We start from the raw sequence: 15,878 nt of genomic DNA on the forward strand, positions 1-15,878 counted from the left end.
GCCCCGTCACAAACAGCACCGTGAGCGGTGTTCGTTAAGCGCCGAGTGGTCTGTCCCCGGCGCCGGACGGCGGGCCGGGGCAAGCGTCCGGGATTCGGAAATCTGGGGAATTCTGCTGCGTCCGCCCACGGCTTGTCAGCTAGTGATCGGCCATTCACTTGGCTAGGCTGAGATGAAGTTGTGACATCCGATGGAGGCGACAGGACCGCTGGCGGTCCTGTCCTTGCCTGCCGTTAGACGGCGCTGTCCAGGGCGCCGCCATGCTAAGGAGATACGGAATGAACGAGCAAGACAACGGGCAGCTCCGGGCGCCCGCCCAGAACCAGGGTGGAACGGCGCAGCCGGGGCCCGCCGGGTTCGGGGATGCGCCACGCTTCACGGTGGACAAAAAGATCGGGAAGAAGAACGAAGCCGTCCTCGGCCCGTTCACCATCCGTGACCTCACCGTTTTCGGCTCCACGCTGCTTCTTTTCATCGCCTCACTGATTCCGATGTTTGCCTTCGCCTACAACCTCTGGAACCTGGGCAGCCTCTTCTTCCTGGGCCTGGGCATCGTGCTGCCCCTCATTGTCACCGCGTTGTTTGTGGCCCGCCGCCTCAGCCCGTCGACCAGGATCCGGATCGGATCCCTGTCGATCGACCAGTTCGCGTCCGTTGTAGCGTCCTTCACGCTGGCCTTCTTTTTCCTCGCCGCCGCCGGGGCGTTCGTGCCGAGCATGCTGATCGCGCTCCTGGGCGCTTTGGGGCTCTTCGCCGCCACGGTGCTGGGCCGCTGGATCCCGTTCTTTGCCGGCGACTTCCTGGGCCGGGAGGACGCGCCTGCCCACGTGGTTGCCCGCGAAGCTGTTGTCCCGGTGCGAAAGCCCCGCGCACCGAAGGCGCCGAAGCAACCGAAGCAACCGAAGGAATCCAAATTGACCAAGGACGCTGCGGGTGCAGGCGCAGCCGGGGCGGGCGCCTCTCTGGCGGCCGCATCCGGCCAGGTTGCGTCCGGCCCGGTTGCGTCCGGCCAGGCCGCTTCCGGGGAGGCCGCGGGCTGGGCCAAGCGTCCGGCCACCGGCAGCCAGACGGCCACGCCGGCGGCAACCACACCTGCCGGGGCATCTTCGGCGGGTGCGGCGTCCGCCGCGGCCCCCAGCGCTGCGGCCCCCGGCGCACCGGAGACCCAGATCTCGGGCGTGGTGCCAGCCGCCGGCGCGGCTGCCCCGGCATCTACGGATTCATCGGCGGCCCCGACGCAGGCCCCGGCTCCGGAGTCTGCTTCGTCCGCCGCGGACAAGACCCGGACCGCGGGCGTCCCTGCTGCAGCCGGTGCCGCCGCCGCTGGTGTCGCCGCCGCTGGTGCCGCTGGTGCGGCTGCACAGACCGCTCCCGCCGCGGAACAGACCCAGGCCGCGGAACAGACCCAGGCCGCCGGCGTGCCGGCCGCCACCGGCGGCAGTGCCCCCACTACGGTCAACCCCCAGGTCCGGCCGCAGGAACAGGCCCGGCCGCAGGAACCCATCGGCGCGACCGTTGATCCCGCCAGCCGGCCCGCGGAGGATGATGTCCACCCCGTGCACGAGGCCTTCTGGTTCGCCGTCGCGCAGCCCCGCACCGCCGTCGATGTGCGCACCGGTGCCCCGGCGTTCGTCATTGAACCCGGCGGCTGGGTCCTTGCCCTGGAGGACCGCGGCAACGAGTTCCTGGTCCAGCACACCGACGGCCGGCTCGGCGTTTTGCGGGACCTCAGCAACATCGAACGCGGTTAGTCCGCCGCCGTGACCACGGAATCCGGCGGCTCGGAACCCGGCAACCCGATCCCGGGGAGCGCCAAGCCGGGTGCGCCGCGGGCGTCGGGGGAGTCAATGCTGGCGCTCAAGCGCCGCGCGCGCCGGATCAACCGGGAACTCGCGGAGCAGTACCCCTATGCCCACGCGGAGTTGGACTTCCGCACGCCGTTCGAGCTCGTGATAGCCACGGTGCTGTCCGCGCAGACCACGGACGTGCTGGTCAACCAGATCACGCCCCTGTTGTTCGCGCGCTACCCGGATGCGCGGCGGATGGCGGAGGCGGATCCGGCCGAGCTGGAGGCCATCATCAAGCCCACCGGCTTCTTTCGCGCCAAGGCCAGAAATCTTCTGGCGCTGTGCACCCGGCTGGTGGACGAGTACGACGGCGAGGTGCCGGGCCGGCTCGCGGACCTGGTGACGCTGCCCGGCGTCGGGCGGAAAACCGCGAACGTCGTGCTGGGCAATGCCTTCGGCATCCCGGGCATTACGGTGGACACCCACTTCGGCCGGCTGGCCCGGCGCTTTGGCTGGACCGAGTCGGATGATCCGGTCCGGATCGAGTCGGACGTCGCTGAGCTGTTCGAGCCGAAGGACTGGACCATGCTCTCGCACCGCGTCGTCTTTCACGGCCGCCGTGTCTGCCATTCCCGGAAGCCGGCGTGCGGCGCCTGCGCGGTGGCCAATTGGTGCCCCAGCTACGGCATGGGGGAAACCGACCCGGAGAAGTCAAAGAAATTGCTGAAGTACGAACTCGCCCCGGGCCAGGAGCAACTGCTGGCCCGGCTGCTGGCCGAGACGCACCGCGCCGCGGAAATCCGGATGGAATCGCAGAGGAAACAGCCGTGACCGCGCGCCAGGACCTCGTCGAGCTCGTTGCCGCGGTGGAGGCGGGCACGGCGCCGGCCCCGGATCCGCGCTGGCGGGAACTCGCCGTCGAACCCGGCGAGCGGGTCCGTAGGGCGGCGGTGCTGATGCTCTTTGGTGCGCTCGACAACGTCCCCGCTGTGTCCGAGAAGTTGCTGGCTCCGGCCGATTTGGACGTGCTGCTGCTGCAGCGGGCCCAAACGCTGGAGGACCATCCCGGGCAGGTGGCGTTTCCCGGCGGCGGCATCGATCCGGGTGAGTCCGTGGTGGACGCGGCCCTCCGCGAGGCGGAGGAGGAGACTGGCCTGAACCCTGCGGGGGTGGACGTACTCGGCGTGATGCCTGAACTGGCCCTGCCCCGAGGCAATTTCCTGGTGACGCCGGTCCTGGCCTGGTGGGCTGCCCAGTCGCCGGTCCGGGTGGTTGACTACGGTGAATCCGCGCAGGTGTTCCGGGTCCCGGTCAGGGACCTGCTGGACCCGGACAACAGGGTGATGGCCACGGTCAGCCGGGCCGGCCAGACATTCCAGAGCCCAGCCTTCACCGTCAACGGCGTCGTGGTGTGGGGTTTTACCGGGATGATCCTGAACCAGCTTTTTGAACAGCTGGGCTGGGCCGTGCCGTGGGACCGCGCGCGGCTCTACGGGATTGATGTGTGAAGGCCGCACGGCGCCGGCCTGCCGGCCGGTCCGCTGGCTGTCAGCCGCCGGGCTGCCTGCCGGGCAGCAACGGGGTTGCAGCCATCTAGCCGGCAGCCACCGGGCTGCCTGCCAGGGGAGCCATCGCCCGTCCTCCCGACCTGCTGGAGGCGACCCGCCGGTGAGCGCCGGAATGATCCACAACCAGGCCGGTCGCGGCGTTCTCGCGCACGGCGTTGATGCCCGCCGCCGCGCTCTTGATGGAGCTGAAGAGCGGGGACACGGCCACTACCGTGCCATCCGCCGCCGTCAGCCTGAAGAAATAAGCCTTGTCGCCAGCTTGCGCGATCTCAAAAATGCCAGCCAAACCTGTGCCTCCCCAATATCCTTGCGTCGTTGCAATAGCCGGCGGTTCGTACGGGAAATTCACCGGCCTTTCCGAGGGTAGCCCGGTGACGGAGCGCACACAACGCTACCGACGGGTACGTTACAGGCGGTGACTTCGGTCACTCATTTGGCATTGTCGTACGAATCGACGACGGCCACGCTGACCGGAAATTCGACCGGAATGCGGCCGAACAAGAGCTCCTTCGCGGCATTTGCGGAGTCCTCGATCGCCTTGATGCTATCCCCGACGGCGGATTCGGGACAGTGGACCATCACCTCGTCGTGGAGGAAGAACACCAGTTCGCCGGCGGCTGCGCCGTCCGACCGTATGGCGCGAAGCCTCCGTCGCAGTTCCGCGAGCCAGCATGCCGCCCAGTCAGCGGCCGAGCCCTGGACCACAAAGTTCCGGGTGAAGCGGCCGCGCGAGCGTGCGATCGAGTCCGCCCGGCGCTGCTCTTCCGCGGTGGTGGAGTGCTGGCTCTGCAGCCAGCGCTCCGACGGCGGCGGGCTGCTCCGGCCCAGGCGCGAAGTCACGGTCCTGCCGGCTTCGCCGTCGCGGGCAGCCTGCTCGACGAAGCCCACGGCGCGGGGGTAGGTGCGGGCCAGCTGGGGCATCAGCCGGCCGGACTCGCCCGTGGTCGCCCCGTAGATTGCTCCAAGGAGGGCCACCTTCGCCTTCGCCCGGTCGCCGCCGAAGCCTTGGGCGGCAATGCCGGCGTAGAGGTCCTTGTCCCGGGCGGCTTCGGCCATTTTGGAATCCTGGGCCAGCGCCACGAGCACGCGCGGCTCCAGCTGCGAGGCGTCGGCAACGATCAGTTTGTGGCCGGGATCGGCGTGGACCGCGCCGCGGACCTGGCGCGGGATTTGCAGCGCCCCGCCGCCCCGCGACGCCCACCGGCCCGAGACCACGCCGCCCACCACGTACTCAGGCTGGAACCTGCCGTCCTTCACCCAGGTATCAAGCCACGCCCAGCCGTTGGCCGCGTGGAGACGGGCCAGTTTCTTGTAGGCCAGCAGCGGCACGATCACGGGGTGGCTGGATTCTTTCAGCTCCCATTGGCGGGTGGTTTTAACTTCGATGCCGTTGCGGTGCAGGGCGCGCATGAGCTCCTGCGGCGAGTCCGGGTTCAGCGCGGGCGACTTCAGCAGCAGCCTCAGTTCGGCCGTGAGCGATTCGAGTTTGGCCGGACGCTGACCGGGAGCCGGGCGGGGTCCGAGGTGTTCTGCGAGAATCTGCTCGTGGAGTTCCTCCCGCCACGGGACGCCGGTGTGCTGCATTTCGGCGGCGATCATGGCTCCGGCGGATTCCGCCGCGAGCAGCAGCTGGAGCCGTTGGCGCCGGCCGGCGTCAGGGACGACGACCGTGCCGGAGGCCGTTCCGGGCGCAGGTCCCGCCTGGCGAAGGGCCTCCTGCTGCGCGGCGTACTCGGCGCGGAGAGCCTCAATGGATTGGCCGGGACGCCGGCCGGAGGCCGGGGCATCAAACAAGGCCCCTTGTTCCGGCGGCGGGGCAGGAGGCTGCAGCCCCCGCGGGGGCTGGTTCAGCTCGTCGTCCTGGGTCAGCTTCTCCGCCGCCTGCGCGTAGCCGGTGTGGGCGGTGAACTCCGAGTGGGCCAGGATCGAACCGCACAAGGTGAGGTCGTAGCAGCGCTCGAGTTCCACCCCGGCGCGCAGCAACGCGGGATACCAGTCCTGCGTACGGTGCCAGATCCAGCGCGGGTGCCGCTCCTCAAACTCGCGCACAATTCCGGCGAGGTCGCCGGCCCTGACCACACGGGGTTCCGGATTGGAGGGTTCGGGGGCGCCATCGGCCGTGAGCTGCTGCAGTGCCGCGCCGTCGGCGTGGGCAGCGAGCAGCAGATACATAGGATCAATTCTGCCCTGCTCCGGGACGTGGTCTGTGCTCGGTCCCCGGCCGCGGTGCAGGAAAGACGCCGGACTTGTCCACATAGCCCACGACGGCGGTTCCGCTGCGGTCCCGGCCCGGGCACAGTGGCAGCATGAACAGGCACCAGGACCGTGGCCCAGGCTCACCGCCACCGTGGGCGCATGAGCCCTGGACCCCCGGGGATTCCGCGGAAATCCTGCTCGTCACCGGCGCCGATGTGCTGCGCAGCGAGGTGGAACGCATCGTCGCAGCAGCCGGGGGCCAGCTGCGGACGGTGCAGGACGTTGCCGAGGCCGCGCCGTTCTGGGACGCCGCGGCCGCCGTGCTGGTGGGCAGCGACATCCGCGGGTTGCCGCCCCGGCGGAGGACCCCTGCCGTGATGCTCGGCCTCGAAGGTGACGGAGAAGGGTTATGGCATCTGGCCGCCGCCGTCGGGGCCGAACGCGTCGCGGTGTTGCCGGACGCGGCCGCCTGGCTGGCGGAATACCTGAGCCGGTCCCGCGCCCCGGAAGCCGGCGGCCTGGTGCTGGGTCTCACCGGCGGCTGCGGCGGTGCCGGGGCCACGACCGCCGCCATCTGGATCGCGCAGGCCGCCGCCGGGGCCGGGATCCGGGTGCTGCTGATCGACGGCGACCCCCGGGGCGGAGGCCTGGAACTTGCGCTGGCCGCCGAGGAAACCCACGGGCTCCGCTGGCCGGATCTGGCCGGGGTGAGCGGCAGTATCGACCCCGCCCAGCTGGAGGAGTCGCTGCCGGTCGCCGGCGGATTCTCCTTCCTGTCGTGGCCGGGAACCCGTGACAAAGCCGCCGGGGTGGACGCGACCACCGTGGCCGCGGTTCTTGACGCCGCACGCCGCGGCTGCGAATTGGTGGTGCTGGATATCGGCCGGGAACGGGAGGCCCTGCGGGCCTTCGCCGGCGAATGCGACCGGATCATCGTCGTGGCGCCCGCCCGGCTGCGGGCCGCCGTCGCCACGGCCTGGCTGCTGCAGGAGCTTCCACCCGTGGACACCGCGCTCGTGGTCCGGGCCAGTCGCGGCGCCGCTTTGGATGCGCCGCTGATCGCCGGCTCCGTGGGGCTTGTCCTTCAGGGCATCATGCCGGACATCAAGGATCTGGCCGGGGCAACGGAACTCGGCCGCCTTCTCGAAACCGGCCGGCAGCGCGCCGTCCGCCGGTTCGCGGCCGGACTCCTTGAGCTGAACGGCGGAGACGGCTCATGAGTGCCCACGCGGCCGTAGAACCGGCCGGACCGGAACGTCCGGCCCGGCGGGCACCGGGCCGCCGCCGCTCGCAGGGATTTCTCGACCAGACGCTGCTGGAGTCCGTGCGCGAGTCCGTCATGGCCGATGCCTCCCCGGTGACCCCCTCGAGGGTGGCGGCTGCGGTCCAGGCGAGCGGGCGGCTGCTCGGCACGGCCGGCGCCCTGGCCGCAGTGGAGAGCATCAGCGCGGAATTGAACGGCCTGGGCCCCCTGCAACCGCTCACCCGTGATCCCGCCGTGACAGACATCTTTGTCAACGGGCCGGACTCGGTCTGGTTGGACCGCGGCCGCGGTCTGGAAAAGGCGCCGGTCGTCTTTTCCGGGGAACCGCAGATCCGGGCCCTCGCCGCGAGGCTGGTGGCAGCCGGTGGCCGCCGCCTGGACGACGGTTCGCCGTGCGTCGATGTCCGGCTCGACGGCGGCTACCGGGTGCACGCGGTGCTGCCGCCCATTTCCACGGCCGGGACCCTCCTGAGCGTGCGGATCCGCCGGGCCACGGTCTTCTCCATGCCCGAGCTGAAGCGCGCCGGCATGTTCGGGGCCGGGACGCCCGGGAGCCTGGTCCAGTCCGTGCTCGAACGCATGGTGGCGGCCAGGCTGAGCTTCCTCATCAGCGGGGCCACCGGTTCGGGGAAAACCACGTTACTGGCGACACTGCTGGGATTGTGCCACCCGGGGGAGAGACTCGTCCTGATTGAGGACGCCGCAGAACTGAATCCCGTCCACCCGCACGTCGTCTCGCTGGAATCCCGGCACGGAAACCTGGAAGGCGGTGGCGCCGTCGACTTGGGCGAACTGGTCCGCCAGGCCCTCAGGATGCGGCCGGACCGGCTGGTGGTGGGCGAATGCCGCGGCGCCGAGGTCCGCGAGCTGCTCTCGGCGATGAACACCGGACACACCGGAGGCGGCGGGACCATCCACGCCAATGAGGCGGCGGCTGTGCCTGCCCGGCTGGCGGCCCTCGGCGCGCTCGCCGGCATGGGCCAGGACGCGGTACGGCTGCAGGTCGCCAGCGCGATCGACGTCGTCGTGCACGTCGAGCGGACCGAATCGGGCCGCCAGGTGGCGAGCGTTGGAATCATGGAGGTCCTAGACTCGGGCCTCGTTGTCGCCGCCGCACTGGAGATCCAACAGGGCGAGCTCCGCTTCGGCGGAGCCTGGCCGCTGCTGGCGCGCCGTCTCGGCCTGGATCCCGGGTTGGCCGGGGCGGACCCCTCCGGACTGCAGGCGGCGCTGCCGGCAGGACGGCCGCCGGGTTCCGGCCGCGAATCCCTCCAGCCCTGGACGCAGCGATGACCGTCTTCCTCATCGTCGTTTTGGTCCTGGCCGTGTGGCTGGCATTTCCCACCCCGCGCGCGGCCGGCCATCGTACCCGCAGGGCCTTGCACGCCGCGGGCACGCGAGCTCCCGCGGCCTACGGTTCCCCGGGATCCCGTCCAGGACGGGCTGTCGGGGGCATGACCCGTTGGCGCGGCAGGGGATCCGCCGATGCCGGGCCCGTCCCCATGACAGTCCTGGTCCAGCAGTTGGCCGCGCTGCTGAAGGGAGGGCGCATCCCCGCCCGACTGTGGGATGAACTGTGGGCCCTGTACGGCGGTGACACCGCGCGGGACGGGCCGGCGGCCCAGGCCGCAGTTCACGGCGCCGGCCAGCCCCGCACCGCAAACGGCACCGGCGCGGTCCTCGGCCCGGAGTCCCGCAGGATCCTCGCAGCCGCGCGTGCCGCCGCCCGGCGCGGGTCTTCCGTGGCCGCGGCCATCCGCCGCGAGGTCTCCGCGGTCACTGCGGGTGCGGGCGCCGTCGTCACGGTCACCACGGGTGCCGTCGGCAACCGGGCCCGCCGCGACGTGCGTGTGTGGGGCGAGCTCGCCGCATGCTTTGACACCGCTGAAGCCAGCGGTTGCCCCCTGGCCGATGTCCTGGCGCGCTTTGCCGCCCACCTTGAAACGGAGGACGACGCCGAGGCAGCGCGGCAGACGGCCTTGGCGGGCCCCCGCGCGACCGTTCGTCTGCTGACCTGGCTGCCCCTGTCGGGCCTGGGTCTCGGCCTGCTGCTCGGCGTGGACCCGGTGGCGACACTGCTGGGAACTCCCTGGGGCCTCGCGGCGTTGGCCGCAGGCGTGGCGCTGACCGCCGTCGGCCGGTTGTGGTCCGCAAGGCTCGTCCGCGCCGCGGCGGAAGCACCAACGTGACTCCGCGGTGGTCGCCGTGAGGCCCGAACTTGCCGGATTCGTGATGGCAGCGAGCCTTGCCGGGGCAGCCGCAGTCGTCCTCGCCCGCCCGGGCCGTGTCCGCCGGCGGCTCCGGCGCCAGCTTCGGGCCCCTGCCGGCGGGGCCGCCCGGCGCCCGACGGTCCACGACGCCGGCCGGCACGGACGTCACGGCCTCCCGGGCCTGCGGGACACCGCCATGATGCTGGAACTGATCGGCGCCATGTTGGATGCGGGAGCCGGACTTGGCCGGTCCCTCGACCTCGTGGCCGCCCTCATGCCACCGGAACTCGGGCGGCAGCTTCGGCCGGTTGTGTCAGCCCTCGCAATCGGTGCGGACTGGGGCACGGCATGGCGCAGCTCCGGTGCCCGGGCGCCCCAACTTCAGGCCCTGCGCGACGCTCTTTCCTTCGCCGCGCTTACCGGCGCCCCCTCCTCAGCGCTCCTCTATGCCCAGGCGGCCCGGCTCCGCCGTGAACGCAACAGGGCCGCCGAGCAGCGCGCGGCCACGCTCGGGGTGAAGCTCGTGGTGCCGCTGGGCCTGTGCTCCCTGCCGGCTTTCGTCTGCCTCGGCGTCGTGCCCGTGCTCCTGGGGCTGCTTCGGGCGTGATGCCGGCAGCCCGGGGATCACCCCGGGCCCAAGGTTTATTCAAGTTGCTGGGGGATACCTTTGGGGCAGGCACCGTCGGAGTATGAGCGGTCTCGTGCGTCGGCTTCTCACAGCACCTCCTTGGCGCCTCGAATCCCGGAGTATCTGGGGTCTCGTACTAACTCGTACTAACTGGGAGCCATGCCAGGGGGGCAGATCAATGATTCGACTGTATAAAGCGGGCGTGATTGCAGCGCTCAACCTACTAGTGTTGACCGGTTTGGCGGTCGGTGCCAGTCCGGCGTCCGCCGCCGTACCGACCTGTCAGCCGGGAGCACCCCAACCGACCAACCAATACCCTGGCACAACGGTGATTGCCACGAACTTCGAGTCCGGAAGCCTCACCACTGCAGGCTTCGCCGCCGCATTCACCGCAGGGACAGGCACTGCCGATGTCTCCTCGGCACAGCAGCACTCGGGCCGCTGCTCAGCCTTTGTTCACGTCACCACGGATGCCGGGTCGGTGGCCAATTTTTCCGCACCACTTCCTGCCGGAAACAATGAGGTCTACGCCGACGGCTGGTTCAACATCACCAAAGAGGGCGTCGCCGGCAACAACGTCCCGTACTTCCGCTTCTTCAACGGGACTACCCGGTTCATAGACGTCTACCGATCCAACGGCGGCGTCGGCCCGATGTGGCTGCGGGTCGCGGCGCCCGACGGAACCCTCCGATACACCCCGATGAAAGTCAATGTCCCTCTCGGCACCTGGCACCATATCGTCACGCACGTCGTCGCAAATGGGGCCTCCTCCACGGTCGAGGTGATCTTCGACGGCAAACTCCTGTATTCCAGCAAGCAGATCGCCACGGGTTTTACCGCGGTCACCAAGATGCAACTCGGTGCCGAACACCGGCGGCAGGCAGGCGACAGCTTCATTGACGACGTCGTTATCAAGGCCGGAAAGGCGGCCGCCCAGCTGCCCGGAACGTTTGCCCCGATTGCCCCACAACGGTTCCTCGACACCCGGAAAACGGTGCCGGTGGGTGCCGATAAGGCCGTCTCCTTCCAGGTTGCAGGGGCTAATGGGATCCCGGCAAATGTCGCGGCGGTCGTCTTCAACCTGACCGTCACTGAAGCAAAATCCATTGGTTACATCACCGCCTACCCCTCCGGGACAACAAAGCCGGATGCATCCAATGTGAACTTCCGTGCCAACCAAAACGTGCCCAACCTGGTAACGGTCAAGGTGGGTGCGGACGGAAAAGTGGCGCTGTTCAACAGATCCTCCGGCACAACCCACCTCATCGCCGATGTCACCGGCTACTACGTCACGGGGACGCCAGCGACGCCGGGTGCCTTCCAAAGCCTCGCGCCAAAGCGGCTGCTGGACACCCGGTCCACGACGGCGCTTGCAGGGGATTCCACCGTGTCCCTGCAGGTTGCGGGGACCAACGGCATACCGACAACTGCCGCTGCTGTGGTCTTCAACCTCACAGTGACCGAGCCAACTAGGATCGGCTACATTACGGCCTATGCTTCGGGCTCGGCGCGTCCGGACGCGTCTAACCTCAACTTCAACGCCGGACAGACAGTGCCGAACCTGGTCACGGTCCCCATCGGTCCAGACGGAAAAGTCACACTGCTCAATCGTTCGTTCGGACGTTCGCACCTGATCGCAGACGTTGCCGGCTACTACCTCGGCGGCACGCCGTCAGCCACCGGTGCGTTCAAGGCCACGGGTCCATCCAGGATCCTCGACACCCGAAACGCAACGGCTGTTCGCCCGGACTCCACGGTGTCCTTCCAGATTGCCGGCGCCAACGGCATCCCCTCGAGCGTCCTGGCGGCTGTCTTCAACCTGACGGTCGTGTCGCCCCAGTCCATCGGCTACATCACCGCCTACCCCTCCGGTTCCACCCGTCCGGACGCGTCCAACCTGAACTTCTCCGCCGGACAGACTGTGCCGAACCTGGTCTCGGTCCCCGTCGGCTCAGACGGAAAGGTGACGTTGTTCAACCGGTCCTCCGGATCCTCACACCTCATCGCCGACCTCGCGGGATACTTCCTGCCTTAGGAACGCGGGTGACCACCAACTGAACCCGAGGGGCTGTCGTCGCAGTGCGGACCGCAGCCCCTCGGGTTCAGCCTTGTCTTGGCCCGGGCGAAACGCCGGCGGACCAGGGCTTTGCGTTTGGCGGCCGTTGGCCGCCCGGAATGGGCCAGACACTTCTCCCCCACAGGCCGCCACGACGGCATCTTCGGGCACGTTTTCCACTTAGCTGCCATCGGGGCTTATGGCGCGACGTGCAAGCCGGGAGAGTCGAATCAGCCGGCGATCACGCCGGTGTCCCGTGGAAGGAAAGCAGATGTCAACAAATCAGGACACTCCCGCTGCACGTCGCATTGAAGCAGGGGAGGGCGGCGTTGCGGAGGTCTATGAGATCTACCCCGGCGCCAGCTCGGTTGTTCCCGTTCAACCGCGGGGCCGCACAGGGCCGCCGGCCGCGCAGGCGGGAATGGCTACCGCTGAATATGCCATCGCAACCCTGGCCGCCGTGGGTTTCGCCGGGGTCCTCGTGTTCATCATGCGCAGCGATGAGGTCCGCGGGTTCCTCCTGAACCTCATCCGGACGGCGCTCACGTTGCCATGAACGGACTCTGGCGCGCCCGGGGGAGCGGCGGCCGGGGGGAGCCGCCGCCGACGGGGGAGTGCCGCGGGGCCGTCACTGCTGAGTTCGCCGTCGCGCTGCCCTCGGTCGTTCTCCTGCTCTCCGTGCTGCTCGCGGGTTCGGCGGCCGGGGTGATGCAGCTGCGGGTTGAGGAAGCGGCCCGCGGCGGTGCCCGGGCGGTGGCGAGGGGAGCCGCGGCAGGCGAAGTCGGTGAGATTGTCCGCCGTCTCGCCGGCGACGCGGCGGACTCCGAGGTGACGCACGACGGCGAGTGGCACAGGGTCACCGTTTCCGGCCGGGTCCCCGGGGCCGTTGGCTCCCTGGTTCCCTGGGCCCTCAGCGCCAGCGCGTGGGCGCGTGCGGAGGCTCCCGGCGCGGCACAACGGCCCGGGCTGGACGAGCCCGAACTGAAAGGCGTCTCCCGTTCCCCGTGGCAAGGCGGCACATGATGTCGCCTGCGCCTGCGCCTGCGCCTGCACTTGCACCTGTCCGTGTCCGTGCCCGCGGGCCGCGACCCCGGAGCCCGAAACCCGCCCACGCCCGGCACCGGTGTACGTCTTCAGATCGGGGGTCGGGGACCGTCCTGGCCCTGGGACTCGGGCTGGTGGTCATCATGGCGTTGGCCCTGCTGCTGCTTTTGGCCGAATCGGCCGTCGCGGCATCGAGGGCTGCGGCGGCCGCCGATCTGGCGGCGCTGGCTGCGGCGGATGCCGCGCGGGGCATCACGTCCGGCGAGCCCTGCGCTGTGGCTCGAGAGGTCGCGCTGAAGAACAACGCCACGCTGGCTGCCTGTGCCGAAGGACCGGACGACACCGTTCAGGTGCGCACCGAGTTCAGCGCCGGACCGTTCCTCGGGGCGGCCACGGGACTGGCCAGGGCCGGACCGCCCCCTGCGGCCGGGAACGGGCAGGCACCGTGAAAGATGCACCAACTCCGGCCGTCGCCAGAAGCTGCGAATCCGTCTGCGGCCTGGCGTGCAGCCCTGCCGCCCGGCTCACACGAACGTACCGCCCTGCCGCCCCGGCTCCGAACCTGCCGGCCGCCGCCCACGAACCGGCCGCTGAGACGTGGTCAGGCGCGGAGCGGCTGGGCGGGCTGATCGTCCGGGGTCCCGGCCGCGGCGGCCGTTGTTCCGGGATTGCCGGCGTGCATGAGGTCGGTGGCGTCTTGGAGCAGCACATCGATCAGTGTGACGGCAGCGTCCTTGTCGAGCGGGTTGTTCTTGTTGCCGCACTTGGGTGACTGGACGCAGGAGGGGCAGCCGGACTCGCATTCGCAGGCCTTGATGGCGTCGCGCGTGGCGGTCAGCCACAACCTCGCCTTGTCGTAGCCGCGTTCGGCGAAGCCGGCCCCGCCGGGATGGCCATCGTAGACAAAGATGGTGGGCACTCCGGTATCGGCGTGGATGGCCGTGGACACTCCGCCGATGTCCCAGCGGTCGCTGGAGGCCACCAGCGGAAGGAGTCCGATGGCCGCGTGCTCGGCAGCATGCAGCGCTCCGGGGAACTGTGCCTCGATCAGCCCAGCGCCGGTCAGCGAGCGGTTGTCCATGACAAACCAGACCGCCTTGGTAAACAGGTCCCTGGCGCCCAATTCCAAGGGTTCTTCGCCGAGGATCTCGTTCGAAATTAACGCCTTGCGCTGGAAGGAGACCACCTGTGTTGTCACTTTCACATCGCCGAAATGCACGGCCACATCGCCCCATTGGGTGGTGCGCTGCGTTTCAAGGACCTCGATCTGGGTCACGTCCCGGGCGGTCGTGTAGTAGTCCGGGTTCGCCCGCCGCACCACCACACAGTGATCGTCCTCATTCAGGTCTTCGACCACGTAGCTGTCGCCCTGGTGGACATAGATGGCCCCTGTGTGGGCCTGGTAATGGGTCTGCGGCGAATCCATGGTGCCGAGCAAGGAGCCCGTCTCCGCGTCCACTATGCTCACCGGACCTCCGCCGTCGGCCCGGAGGTTCACCATGGCTGCGGCATTTTGCGGATGGGTCCAAAACCATCCTGCCGGCCGTTTGCGCAGGTAGCCCTGCAGGACCAGGCGGTCCAGCAGCTTCTCAGCGGTGGCCCCGAAGAGCTCCAGTTCGGCGAACCCGAGGGGCAGTTCCGCGGCGGCGGCGCACAGGTGGGGGCCCAGAACGTATGGATTGGAGGGATCGAAGACCGTGGCCTCCACCGACACGTCGAAAATCGCCTCGGGGTGGTTCACCAAGTAGGTGTCCAGCGGGTCGTCGCTGGCCACGAAGGCCGCGATCGCGTCCTGGCCGGCGCGGCCCGCGCGGCCGATCTGCTGGAACAACGACGCGCGGGTGCCCGGCCAGCCTGCGACCAGGACTGCATCGAGACCGGAAATGTCAATGCCCAGCTCCAGCGCGGACGTGCTCGAGACGCCCAACAGTTCACCGGAGCGCAGCGCCTTTTCCAGGGCCCGCCGCTCCTCCGGCAGGTAGCCCGAGCGGTACGCGGCCACACGCTGCGGCAGGCTGGGATCCACCTCGTCGAGGAGGCGTTTGGCGATGGAGGAAATCGACTCTGCCCCGCGCCTGGACTTGATGAACGCAATGGTCCTGGTCCGGGAGGACACCAGGTTGGCCAGCAGGTCGGCGGTCTCGGCGACTGCCGTCCGGCGCTCCTTGGCACCGTTTTCGCCCCGGAGTTCGGTCAGTGCCGGCTCCCAAAACGCCACCGTCGTGGACCCGTGGGGCGAACTGTCTTCGGAAACGGCCCGCACGGGCGCGCCGATCAGCCGGCCGAAGGACTGCCCGGGTTCAGACGCCGTGGCGGACGCCGCGATGAACACCGGTCCGGGATGCGAGCCGCCCGGGCTGTAGTAGGCACAGATCCGACGCAGCCGGCGCATGAGGTTTGCCACATGGGAGCCGAAGACGCCGCGGTAGCTGTGGGCTTCGTCCACGATCACGTAGCGGAGGCGCCGGAAGAACCTGGCCCACCAGGCATGGTTCGGGAGAATGCCGAAGTGCAGCATGTCCGGGTTGGCGAGGATGAAGTTCGCGTGGTCCCGGATCCAGCGCCTGGACGCGGGATCGGTGTCGCCGTCGTAGGTTTCGGCCCGGACTGTGGGGAGCTTCAGTGCCCTGATCGCTGCGAGCTGGTCGGCGGCGAGCGCCTTGGTCGGGGACAGGTAGAGGGTCACGGCCCCGTCGTCGTGGATTTTCCCGGGATCGGACAGGACCCTGAGCTCGGAACGGTGGATCGAGTCCAGGGCCGGCAGCTGATACGCCAGGGACTTGCCGGACGCGGTGCCGGTGGCGATGACCACGTTCTCTCCGCCGTGGGCCAGTTCGGCGGCCCGGACCTGGTGAAGGTAGGGCTCGTGGATGCCCAGGGAACCGTAGGCTGCCACGAGATCCGGGTGCGACCACTGTGGCCACGGAGCATTGACGGCCTGGCGGGCGGGGATCGTCCGCACATGACGCAGCTGTTCCGGGTCCGGACCTCGGCCCAGCAACGGAATCAAGGACTCATGCGGGTTCACTCACATATTCTTTCATCCGCCCTCAAATCGCCCATACCCGGCACGCAGCCCGGCACGCAGCCCGGCAGGCGCTGCGGCTTCGCGCGGTGGCTTCGGC

General features: G+C 69.4%; 14 protein-coding genes. 11 read left to right on the plus strand and 3 right to left on the minus strand.

Going from position 1 to position 15,878, the window contains the following annotated elements; all coding sequences use genetic code 11:
* The first annotated feature begins 278 nt into the window (after positions 1-278).
* From AC1DNG_RS09825 to AC1DNG_RS09835, 3 genes are all read left to right on the plus strand, one after another.
* Entirely contained in the window at positions 279-1,751 is a 1,473-nt protein-coding gene (locus AC1DNG_RS09825) for a hypothetical protein (RefSeq protein ID WP_476887249.1), read from the plus strand.
* 96 nt (positions 1,752-1,847) lie between these two features.
* On the plus strand, positions 1,848-2,618 hold the full coding sequence (gene nth, locus AC1DNG_RS09830; RefSeq protein WP_230008030.1) for an endonuclease III: 771 nt from the start codon (positions 1,848-1,850) through the stop codon (positions 2,616-2,618).
* Positions 2,615-3,295 (plus strand): NUDIX hydrolase, encoded by a 681-nt coding sequence (locus tag AC1DNG_RS09835; protein ID WP_230008029.1) that lies wholly within the window; start codon positions 2,615-2,617, stop codon positions 3,293-3,295. The genes nth and AC1DNG_RS09835 overlap by 4 nt, the downstream gene beginning before the upstream one ends.
* 85 nt (positions 3,296-3,380) lie before the next feature.
* On the opposite strand, the gene AC1DNG_RS09840 is transcribed toward AC1DNG_RS09835, so the two are convergent.
* Together AC1DNG_RS09840 and AC1DNG_RS09845 are read right to left on the minus strand one after the other, a co-directional pair.
* The gene (locus AC1DNG_RS09840; RefSeq protein ID WP_476855520.1) at positions 3,381-3,704 is read right to left on the minus strand and encodes a YegP family protein; all 324 of its coding nucleotides are present in this window, start codon (positions 3,702-3,704) and stop codon (positions 3,381-3,383) included.
* Positions 3,705-3,784: 80 nt separating this feature from the next.
* Positions 3,785-5,527, minus strand: a complete 1,743-nt coding sequence (locus tag AC1DNG_RS09845) for a bifunctional 3'-5' exonuclease/DNA polymerase (protein ID WP_476887250.1) — start codon at positions 5,525-5,527, stop codon at positions 3,785-3,787.
* A 134-nt stretch (positions 5,528-5,661) separates the two neighbouring features.
* Here AC1DNG_RS09845 and ssd point away from each other — a divergent pair, with 134 nt between their 5' ends.
* From ssd to AC1DNG_RS09885, 8 genes are all read left to right on the plus strand, one after another.
* Entirely contained in the window at positions 5,662-6,771 is a 1,110-nt protein-coding gene (ssd, locus tag AC1DNG_RS09850) for a septum site-determining protein Ssd (RefSeq protein ID WP_476887251.1), read from the plus strand.
* Positions 6,768-8,108 (plus strand): TadA family conjugal transfer-associated ATPase, encoded by a 1,341-nt coding sequence (locus AC1DNG_RS09855; protein WP_476887252.1) that lies wholly within the window; start codon positions 6,768-6,770, stop codon positions 8,106-8,108. Before ssd ends, AC1DNG_RS09855 begins: the two co-directional genes overlap by 4 nt.
* 161 nt (positions 8,109-8,269) lie before the next feature.
* Positions 8,270-9,004 carry a hypothetical protein gene (locus AC1DNG_RS09860; protein WP_476887253.1) on the plus strand — a complete coding sequence of 245 codons (735 nt, stop codon included), beginning with the start codon at positions 8,270-8,272 and terminating at the stop codon, positions 9,002-9,004.
* 16 nt (positions 9,005-9,020) lie between these two features.
* Positions 9,021-9,632: a type II secretion system F family protein gene (locus AC1DNG_RS09865; RefSeq protein ID WP_476855525.1), complete on the plus strand. Its 612-nt coding sequence runs from the start codon at positions 9,021-9,023 to the stop codon at positions 9,630-9,632.
* 349 nt (positions 9,633-9,981) lie between these two features.
* Entirely contained in the window at positions 9,982-11,688 is a 1,707-nt protein-coding gene (locus AC1DNG_RS09870; RefSeq protein WP_476887254.1) for a hypothetical protein, read from the plus strand.
* A 250-nt stretch (positions 11,689-11,938) separates the two neighbouring features.
* Positions 11,939-12,265: a DUF4244 domain-containing protein gene (locus AC1DNG_RS09875; RefSeq protein ID WP_476850273.1), complete on the plus strand. Its 327-nt coding sequence runs from the start codon at positions 11,939-11,941 to the stop codon at positions 12,263-12,265.
* Complete coding sequence (locus AC1DNG_RS09880) at positions 12,262-12,732, plus strand: TadE family type IV pilus minor pilin (RefSeq protein WP_476859265.1); 471 nt, start codon at positions 12,262-12,264, stop codon at positions 12,730-12,732. The genes AC1DNG_RS09875 and AC1DNG_RS09880 overlap by 4 nt, the downstream gene beginning before the upstream one ends.
* The gene (locus AC1DNG_RS09885; protein WP_476887317.1) at positions 12,732-13,202 is read left to right on the plus strand and encodes an Rv3654c family TadE-like protein; all 471 of its coding nucleotides are present in this window, start codon (positions 12,732-12,734) and stop codon (positions 13,200-13,202) included. Before AC1DNG_RS09880 ends, AC1DNG_RS09885 begins: the two co-directional genes overlap by 1 nt.
* 152 nt (positions 13,203-13,354) lie before the next feature.
* Here the strand turns inward: AC1DNG_RS09885 and AC1DNG_RS09890 are convergent, their stop codons facing one another.
* Positions 13,355-15,781, minus strand: coding sequence for a DEAD/DEAH box helicase (locus tag AC1DNG_RS09890; protein ID WP_476887255.1), 2,427 nt, complete (start codon positions 15,779-15,781; stop codon positions 13,355-13,357).
* Between the last annotated feature and the right edge of the window lie 97 nt (positions 15,782-15,878).

The organism is Arthrobacter sp. 01T425, from assembly GCF_056398725.1.